Origin of the sequence: Pseudomonas sp. BN417 (assembly GCF_029871205.1) — a bacterium.
Classification (GTDB): domain Bacteria; phylum Pseudomonadota; class Gammaproteobacteria; order Pseudomonadales; family Pseudomonadaceae; genus Metapseudomonas.
Genome location: NZ_SSOJ01000148.1, coordinates 55,172 through 63,780 on the forward strand (window position 1 = coordinate 55,172; position 8,609 = coordinate 63,780).

6 protein-coding genes are annotated in these 8,609 nt (G+C 65.6%); 2 read left to right on the plus strand and 4 right to left on the minus strand.

Translation table 11 applies throughout. From position 1 onward, the window contains the following. Positions 1–67: 67 nt before the first annotated feature. Positions 68–1,246: a murein transglycosylase A gene (locus E8F11_RS23070; protein ID WP_280291220.1), complete on the plus strand. Its 1,179-nt coding sequence runs from the start codon at positions 68–70 to the stop codon at positions 1,244–1,246. Beyond that, a complete protein-coding gene (locus tag E8F11_RS23075; RefSeq protein ID WP_280291221.1) occupies positions 1,243–1,749 on the plus strand; it encodes an N-acetyltransferase in 507 nt (168 codons plus the stop codon). Before E8F11_RS23070 ends, E8F11_RS23075 begins: the two co-directional genes overlap by 4 nt. Before the next feature lie 75 nt (positions 1,750–1,824). Here the strand turns inward: E8F11_RS23075 and E8F11_RS23080 are convergent, their stop codons facing one another. The 4 genes from E8F11_RS23080 to E8F11_RS23095 all read right to left on the minus strand — a co-directional run. Further along, the gene (locus E8F11_RS23080) at positions 1,825–2,604 is read right to left on the minus strand and encodes a hypothetical protein (protein ID WP_280291222.1); all 780 of its coding nucleotides are present in this window, start codon (positions 2,602–2,604) and stop codon (positions 1,825–1,827) included. Positions 2,605–2,759: 155 nt separating this feature from the next. Beyond that, positions 2,760–4,553 (minus strand): alpha/beta fold hydrolase, encoded by a 1,794-nt coding sequence (locus tag E8F11_RS23085; RefSeq protein ID WP_280291223.1) that lies wholly within the window; start codon positions 4,551–4,553, stop codon positions 2,760–2,762. Between the two features lie 517 nt (positions 4,554–5,070). Continuing rightward, positions 5,071–6,738: a fatty acid--CoA ligase gene (locus E8F11_RS23090; protein WP_280291224.1), complete on the minus strand. Its 1,668-nt coding sequence runs from the start codon at positions 6,736–6,738 to the stop codon at positions 5,071–5,073. A gap of 243 nt (positions 6,739–6,981) precedes the next feature. Then, positions 6,982–8,609, minus strand: a 1,628-nt coding sequence (locus tag E8F11_RS23095) for an acyl-CoA dehydrogenase C-terminal domain-containing protein (protein WP_280288557.1), incomplete at its 5' end; no start/stop codon positions are given.

Genomic DNA, 8,609 nt, shown 5'->3' on the forward strand with positions numbered 1-8,609 from the left:
ATTTGACCTTGCCGCAGCTATTCCCCAAGCTAGCCCGCCTCGAATCCCCCACCAGGAACACCAAGACGTGATTGCTCCCCTGTTCCGCCGGGGCCGGCTGGCGCTGTGCGTCGCCGCCCTGCTCTCCCTGGTCGCCGGTTGCGACAAGGAACCCGCCAAGCCTGAACCGCCCAAGGTCGACACCTACGCCAAGGCCAGCTGGGAAGAACTGCCGGTCACCAGCGACGCCGACCTGCTCGCCGGTTTCTGCGCCTGGCGCTCGGCCTGCGCGCGGCTGGCCAAGGACCCGGTCTGGGCCGCCACCTGCACCAGCGCCAGCCAGGTTCCAGAAGACGCCGCCGCCATTCGCGCCTATCTCAAGGCCCAGCTGGAGGTCTACAGCCTGCGCTCCGCGCGCAACAGCCCCCAGGGCCTGATCACCGGCTACTACGAACCGGTCTACGCCGGCAGCCTGGAACGCAGCGAGCAGACCCAGGTGCCGGTCTATGGCATCCCTGAGGACATGGTGGTGGTAGCGCTCGACAGCCTCTACCCCGAGCTGAAGGGCAAGCGCCTGCGCGGCCGCCTGGAGGGTCGATTCCTCAAGCCGTACGACGACGCCGCCACCATTCGCGAACTGGGCGTCAAGGCGCCGGTGCTGGCCTGGCTGCGCGACCCGATGGACCTGCAGTTCCTGCAGATCCAGGGCTCCGGCCGCATCCAGCTGGAAAGCGGCCGGCAGCTGCGCATCGGCTATGCCGACCAGAACGGCCATCCCTATCGCCCCGTGGGCCGCTGGCTGGTTGAACAGGGCCAGCTGAAACAGGAAGAGGTCAACATGGGCAGCATCCGCGGCTGGGCCGAGGCCAACCCGCAGCGGGTGCCGGAACTGCTGGCGAGCAACCCGAGCTTCGTCTTCTTCGGCCTCAACCCGGACAGCAACGAAGGCCCCCGCGGTTCCCTCAACGTGCCCCTGACCGCCGGCTACAGCGTCGCCATCGACCGCAAGGTGATCCCGCTCGGCAGCCTGCTCTGGCTCTCCACCAGCCGCCCCGACGGCAGCCCGGTGATCCGCCCGGTGGCCGCCCAGGACACCGGCGGCGCCATTGCCGGCGAAGTCCGAGCCGACCTGTTCTGGGGTACCGGTGCCGAGGCTGGCGAGCTGGCCGGCAACATGAAGCAGCAAGGGCAGATCTGGCTGCTCTGGCCCAAGGGCACCGCCCTGCCCAACGCGGCCCCGGCCCCGGCAACAGGAGCAAAACCATGACCCTGGCGATCCGCCCGGAGACTTCCGCCGATATCCCGGCCATCGAGCGCCTGACTGCGGACGCCTTCCTGCATGCCCCCCATCGCAGCGGCACCGAGCAGTTCATCGTCGACGCACTGCGCCGGGCCGGGCAGCTCACCCTCTCCCTGGTGGCCCTGGAAGATGGCGAGCTGGTCGGCCATGTGGCGCTGTCGCCGGTGAACATCTCCTCCGGCGCCACCGGCTGGTACGGCCTCAGCCCCATCTCGGTGACGCCCGCGCGCCAGGGCGCGGGTATCGGCTCGCGCCTGATGGCGGCGGCACTGGCCGGGCTGCGCGACCTGGGCGCGGAAGGCTGCGTGCTGCTGGGCGATCCCGGCTACTACAGCCGCTTCGGCTTTGTCGTTCATCCCGGGCTGGTGCTTCCCGGCGTGCCTGCCGAATACTTCCAGGCGCTCGCCCTCGGTGGTAACTGGGCCGAGGGCGAGGTGAGTTATCACGCGGCGTTCGACGCCACCGCCTGACGGTTGGCGAGGCCACTTCCGACGACACGCAGATGAGGTATAGGAGGCGGCAGCTCGCGGGAAGTCGCATCGGCGTCATTCCGGCGGTTGGAGCGCCCCCTGCACTGCATCTGTCGCGAGTGTCGTGGTCGCCAGTTCATCGAGATCGGCCACCGCGCGGCTGAGGTAGAACTCAACGCCGCCATGCGCTCGCCCCTTGTCCTGCAGCAGCTGGGCGCGCACGAACTGGTAGTTGCCCCTGATCCTGGCCAGTGCTTCGGCCTGTTCGGCGCGCTCGGACCGCAGCGTCTCGAAACGCTGGTCGATGTCCCGGTCAAGCTCCAGCACCTGTTCCCGCGTCAAGGCGAATTCTGGCTTGTCGGGCATCGGATAGAAGCGCAACTGGTAGTCCATCAGCAGGCTTGCAAGGGCCTGGCTTTGGGCATTCAACCGCTGTTCCAGGGTAGTCGGGGACCCGCTCTGAGGGGCGCTGGTCTGGATGTCGACGACAGCCCGCTGCAATTGCTGCCGATGCAACAGCAGCTGCCGGAGCAGTTCCGGGTAGTGCTGGCGCTGGCTGGCGGGCACAGCCTCCAGTTGCGCGAATGTGCGCTTCATCGCTTGCAGGGGCTGTACCAGCGATGTCGGTTGCCCGAGTTGCAGTACATAGGTTTCCAGCATACCGAGATGGTGGAATACCACCGTCAGGCTTCGGGGGTCGGGCGCGCGATCTTCCGGGTTGAAATACAGCATGCTACTGGCGCACAACAGCTGGCTTCGACTAGCCAGCTCGCTCAACTGCTGGTCGCTTCGTCCATCGCCCCAGGTCATCGCAGAAAGCAGGTACAGCAGGCACAACATCACGGTCGATCGCATTGTCCCTAACCTCGTTTCTTGTTGTTGTTTCGGTTCCTACATTTAATGTGCCTGGCCCTGCCTTCGTGCGCCGATATCGTTCAGGGCCGAGGAGCGTGCTGCAACGGCCGGTGCACCCGCAGAAGCGAATGCCCGGTCAATGGATGTCTACGGTTTCAACGCTCCAGTACGTAGCTGCCGGGAGCGGCGCCCAAGGGCGGGTACTTGCGCGAGCCGGGCTTCTTCGGTGCCGGCAGGCTCTCCCCCGAACGTTGCTGGATCCACTCGCGCCAATGCGGCCACCAGCTGCCTGCCTGGCGCTCCCCCGCGCCCTGCAACCAGGCCTCCGGGTCACTGGCGGCCGCCGGGGCCGCATAGAAATACGATTTGGGGTTGCCCGGCGGATTGACCAGGCTCTGCAGGTGGCCGGCGTTTGACAGCACGAAGGTGGTGTCCTCGCCGAACAGGCGCGCCGTGCCATAGCAACCCTGCCAGGGCGTGATGTGGTCAGTGGTGCCCCCGATCACATAGGCGCCGACCTTGACCTTGGTCATGTCGATCGACTCGCCGGCGATTTCCATGACCCCGGGGTTGCTGTAGGGATTCAGCTGGACCAGGTCGAGGTAGTCGGCGTGCAGTTGTGCCGGCAGCCGCGTGGTGTCGCTGTTCCAGGCAAGAATGTCGAAGGCCGGCGGCTTGTTTCCGAGCAGGTAATTGTTGACCCAGTAGTTCCAGATCAGGTCGTTGGGGCGCATCCAGGCGAACATGCGCGCCATGTCCTGGCCGCTCAGCACGCCCTTGCGCCGCGAGCTCGCCTTGGCCGCGCGCAAGGCTGACGGGGTGGTGAAGAGTCCGAGCGTGGAGTCGTCGAGTGCCGCCGGCATGTCGAGCACGCACACGGCCCAACTGGTGTTGGCTACCTTGTGGCCTTCGCCGCGCGCCGCCAGCCAGCCCAGGTAGGCAGCGAGGGTGATGCCACCCGAGCAGGAGCCCCACATGTTCACATCCGGGCTGCCGGTGATCTTGCGCGCCACATCGACCGCCTGGTCGAGGCACAGCGCGTAATCGGACAGTCCCCAATCCCGGTGTTCGCTCGTCGGATTGCGCCAGCTGATGACGAACAATTGCACGCCGCTGTCCTGCATCCACTTGATCAGGCTCTTCTCCGGCGACAGGTCGATGGCGTAGTACTTGTTGATCTGTGGCGGTGACATCACCAGCGGCCTGGCATGGACCTTCTCCGTGGTCGGCGCGAACTGCAACAGCTCGAACATGTCGTTGCGGAACACCACTTCGCCCTTGGCCGTGGCGACGTTCTCCCCCACCTTGAACGGAGTGCTGTCGACCTGCGCCGGCAGCCCCCGGTTGTTCAGCAGATCGTGGGTGAACTGTCGAACGCCCCGAACCAGGTTCATGCCGCCGGTGTCCACCAGCTTGCGCAGCGCCGCCGGGTTGGTCAGCAGCAAGTTGCTCGGCGCCACTGCATCGGCGAGCAGGGTCGCGACGAACTGGGCCCGGGCCTTTTCCAGCGGGGCGAGATCAGAGGTCTCGATGAAGCGATTGAGTTCGCTCTGGCCAGCCAGGTAGCTTTGCAGGAGGGTGCGCAACAGGTAATTGGATTGCCAGGCAGGATCGACGAAGCGCTTGTCCCTGGGGTTCGGGGCGACGCTGGAAGTGCCACCGACTATGCCGCGCAGCTCTTTCAGGTAACCGCCGAAGTGCTGCCCGGCCTTGATCGGCGCCTTGCCCAGGGCCTTGAACAGGTGGCCGGCGGAGGCGGCCAGGTCCGCGGGGCGCACACTGACCAGTGGGTTGCCTGCCAGCGTGTGATTCACGGCGGCGCCCGCCAGTTCATGCTCCTGGGCATTGCAGGCGAGCTCGAGGTCTTCGCCTGTGCGACGGCCTCTGCCGGCGGATGGACGACGCTTGGCGGACGTTGGAGTCTGGGTTACGCGAGGGGTCTTGCTCATTGCGGCTCTCGGGGTTCAGGGCATTTGTCCAGGGTTCCGCGCAGTTGAAGCGGCCCCCTCGTCCTCGTAAGCCATCAATGGCATCGAGGTCACGCGTCCGCCTGGCTGTCTTGCGTCTGCCGGTTGCTCCGGGTCGATCGCCATGGTCAACCAGGGACGGGCAGGTCGTGGCTGCCCGCCCCTGATCCGGACCCCGTATCCCCCGGCGCGGTCGGCGACCTGCCCCTGGCGGACACAGCATCCGGCCCCCGACCTGATCAGCGGGGGCTGACTCTTGCAGCGTCCAGGCGATGGCATCCATCTGCGTTGAATGGAATCGACTGTAAGCGGCTGGCGAACCGGACACTTCTCATCAGGCGACAGCCGTCACTCATTTCGTGACACCGGATGCGTCCGCCCATCCAGCCGCAGCCGCGCGAAACCTGGATGGGCGACGGCCGCCCCGAACAGACCTGGTTCGCCCCCGGCCTGCCGACCAGGAAACGACACCAGGCTCTTTTCCCCTTGTCGAAACCGACTATCCCGGCCGGTGCTGCGCGACTTTGGCCAACTCGAGTTCGCGTATGCGCTTCTTGTCAATCTTGCCGACACTGGTCTTGGGTATCTCGGCAACGAAGCTGATCTGCTTGGGTATCGCCCACTTGTTGATGTGCCCGCTGTCCACGAACTGCTGCAGGTGAGCTTCCATGGCCTTCCGATCGAGGCTGCTCCCGGGTGCGCAGACCACCATGGCCATGGGCCGTTCGCCCCATTGCTCGTCAGGAATCCCCACTACCGCTACCGAGACGACCGCCGGGTGCTCGCTGATCAGGCTCTCCAGTTCGAGGGAGCTGATCCACTCGCCCCCGGTCTTGATCACGTCCTTGATCCGGTCCTTGATTTCCACCCCGCCACGGGCATCGATCGAAGCGATGTCGCCGGTGTGCAACCAGCCACCGTCCCAAAGCTCGGCGCCCTTTTCGGGCTCGTTCAGATAGCCTTGCGTCAGCCAGGGGGCACGCACCACGACCTCGCCCTGGGACACACCATCGTGCGGCACGTCATTGCCGCTGGCATCGACGATTCGCAAGTCCACCATCGGCACCGGGACGCCCGCCCTGACTCGCACGGCCAGTTGGGTATCCATCGGTTGCTCCAGCTCTTCGGCACGCAGGTAGGTGACACAGAGCAACGGACAGGTTTCGGACATCCCATACCCGCTATGCACGCGAATGCCTTTTTCCGCTGCCTGCCCCGCTATGCCCAGCGTCAAGGCACTACCGCCGAGAAGCATTTTCCAGCCATCGAAGCTGGTCCGCTCCGCTTCGGCGCAACCCAGGATCATCTGCAGGATGGTGGGCACGCAGTGGGAGAAGGTCACCTTCTCTTCCCGGTAGAGCCTGACCAGGCTATTGGGCTCGTATCGCCCGGGATAGACCTGTTTGATTCCCATCAGGGTCGCGACATAGGGCACGCCCCAGGCATGCACGTGGAACATCGGCGTGATCGGCATGTAGACATCGTCGGAGCGCAACAAGGGCACGCCCTGATACGCCCCAAGGGCGCCGACGGTGTTCAAGGTATGCAGCACCAGCTGGCGGTGCGTGAAGTAGACGCCTTTCGGGTTTCCGGTGGTGCCTGTCGTGTAGAAGACGGTTGCCACCGACCTTTCGTCGAAATCGGGGAAGGCGTACTGACTCGCTGCCTCCGATAGCAGCTGCTCGTACTCCCCCAGCACCGGCAGCCCGGTAGCGCTCGCCCCCTTGTCACTGAGCTGGATGTAGCCCTTGACGGTCTTCAGCTCGTCATGGATCTGCTCGACCAGGGGCAGGAAATCGTCGTGCACCAGTACCAGGCCATCCTCGGCGTGGTTCATGGTGTAGAGCACCTGCTCGGGAGAAAGGCGGATGTTCACCGTGTGCAGCACCGCACCGATCATGGGGACGGCGAAGAAGCATTCCAGATAGCGATGGCTGTCCCAATCCAGCAGCGCCACGACGTCCCCGGCCTTGACTCCCGCCGCCGTCAGGGCGTTGGCGAGCCTCTGGATCCGCTCGTTGAGCGTCCGGTAGTTGTAGCGCAGCTTGTCGGCGTAAACGATCTCCTGTTCGGGCTCATAGCGCACCCCCGACAGCAGCAGGCTCTTGATCAGCAGTGGATAGTCATAGGCGCCTTGCGCCGCCGGAATTATTTTTGTTTTCAGCATGGTTGTACTTCCTGATCCCGTTATTCACGGGTGTTGGCTGGCGTCTTCGACAAGCCGGCGCATCCAGCCCGCCTTCAAGGCGCCGCGTGGCGCCTGAGGCTGCGAGTTGCGCGCGATGCTTCCGCCACGGTTTGCCCGCCGCTCATGAGCCGGCGAGCCGTGGCCAGGGCCAGCGACTTGCATGGGTGGTAGAGGGTTTGCCCAGGCCACAGCTGAACCTGGGCGAGATAAGCCGTTCGCCGATCAGAACTGCGCGGCGTCCAGCAGGTAGAGCGACTCGCTGCCGGCCTTGACCGAGGCGGTCAGGGAGTGGATGCGCGGCAGCAGGCGGGCGAAGTAGAAGCGCGCAGTGCCGAGCTTGCTGGCGTAGAACTCGTCCTGACCTTCCTTGCCCAGGGCCGCGCGAGCCATCAGCGCCCACATGTAGGCGTAGGCGGTGTAGCCGAACACGTGGAGATATTCCACGGAGGCGGCGCCGATTTCGTTCGGGTTGTTCTTCGCACGGTCCAGGACCCAGGCGGTCAGCTCGTCGAGGTTGGCGACGGCAGCTTTCAGCGGCTGGGTGAACTCGGCCAGATCGGCGGAAGCGCTGTTGGCGAAGGCCTTGATCTCGTCGGCGAAGTGCTGGTAGAACGCGCCGCCGCTGCCCACCACCTTGCGGCCCATCAGGTCGAGGGCCTGGATGCCGTTGGTGCCTTCGTAGATCTGGGTGATGCGCACGTCGCGCACCAGTTGCTCCTGGCCCCACTCGCGGATGAAGCCGTGGCCGCCGAAGACCTGCTGGCCGTGGATGGTGGTTTCCAGGCCGAGGTCGGTGAGGAAGGCCTTGGCCACCGGGGTCAGCAGGGCGACCAGTTCCTCGGCGCGCTTGCGCACGACGGCGTCCTCGCTGAACTTGGCGGTGTCCAGCTGCATGGCGACGTAGCTGGAGAAGGCGCGGCCGCCCTCGTTGGCCGCTTTCATGGTCAGCAGCATGCGGCGTACATCGGGGTGCACGATGATCGGGTCGGCGGCCTTGTCCTTGGCGACCGGGCCGCTCGGCGCACGGCTCTGGATACGCTCGCGGGCGTATTCCACGGCGCTCTGGTAGGAGCGCTCGCCGGAGGCCAGGCCCTGGATGCCGACGCCCAGGCGCTCGTAGTTCATCATGGTGAACATGGCGGCCAGGCCCTTGTTTGGCGCGTCGACGATCCAGCCGGTGGCGCCGTCGAAGTTCATCACGCAGGTGGCCGAGGCCTTGATGCCCATCTTGTGCTCGATCGAGCCGCAGGAGACGGCGTTCTGCTCGCCCAGCGAGCCATCCGCGTTGACCATCACCTTGGGCACCAGGAACAGGGAAATGCCTTTCGGGCCCGCCGGGGCGTCCGGCAGCTTGGCCAGCACCAGGTGGATGATGTTCTCGGTCAGGTCGTGCTCGCCGGCGGTGATGAAGATCTTGGTGCCGCTGATCTTGTAGCTGCCGTCAGCCTGGGGTTCGGCCTTGGTACGGATGATGCCGAGGTCGGTGCCGGCATGGGGCTCGGTCAGGCACATGGAACCGGTCCAGACACCCGCGTACATGTTCGGCAGGTACTTTTCCTTCAGCTCGTCGCTGGCGTGGGCGTTGAGCGACAGGCAGGCGCCGGCGGTCAGCATCGGGTAGAGGCCGAAGGACAGGTTGGCCGCGTTGACCATCTCCTCCACCTGCGCGGAGATCACCTTGGGCATGCCCATGCCGCCGTAGACGGGGTCGCCGCCCACGCCGACCCAGCCGCCTTCGGCGTAGGTCTGGTAGGCCTCGGGGAAACCGGCCGGGGTGCTCACGGTACCGTCCTTCCACTGGCAGCCTTCTTCGTCGCCGCTGCGGTTCAGCGGGGCGATGACGCCGCCGG

Bases quoted from the DNA above. Each gene is read 5' to 3' on its own strand.
- E8F11_RS23075 (WP_280291221.1), top strand. From the start codon at position 1,243: ATGACCCTGGCGATCCGCCCGGAGACTTCCGCCGATATCCCGGCCATC.
- E8F11_RS23080 (WP_280291222.1), bottom strand. From the start codon at position 2,604: ATGCGATCGACCGTGATGTTGTGCCTGCTGTACCTGCTTTCTGCGATG.
- E8F11_RS23085 (WP_280291223.1), bottom strand. From the start codon at position 4,553: ATGAGCAAGACCCCTCGCGTAACCCAGACTCCAACGTCCGCCAAGCGT.
- E8F11_RS23090 (WP_280291224.1), bottom strand. From the start codon at position 6,738: ATGCTGAAAACAAAAATAATTCCGGCGGCGCAAGGCGCCTATGACTAT.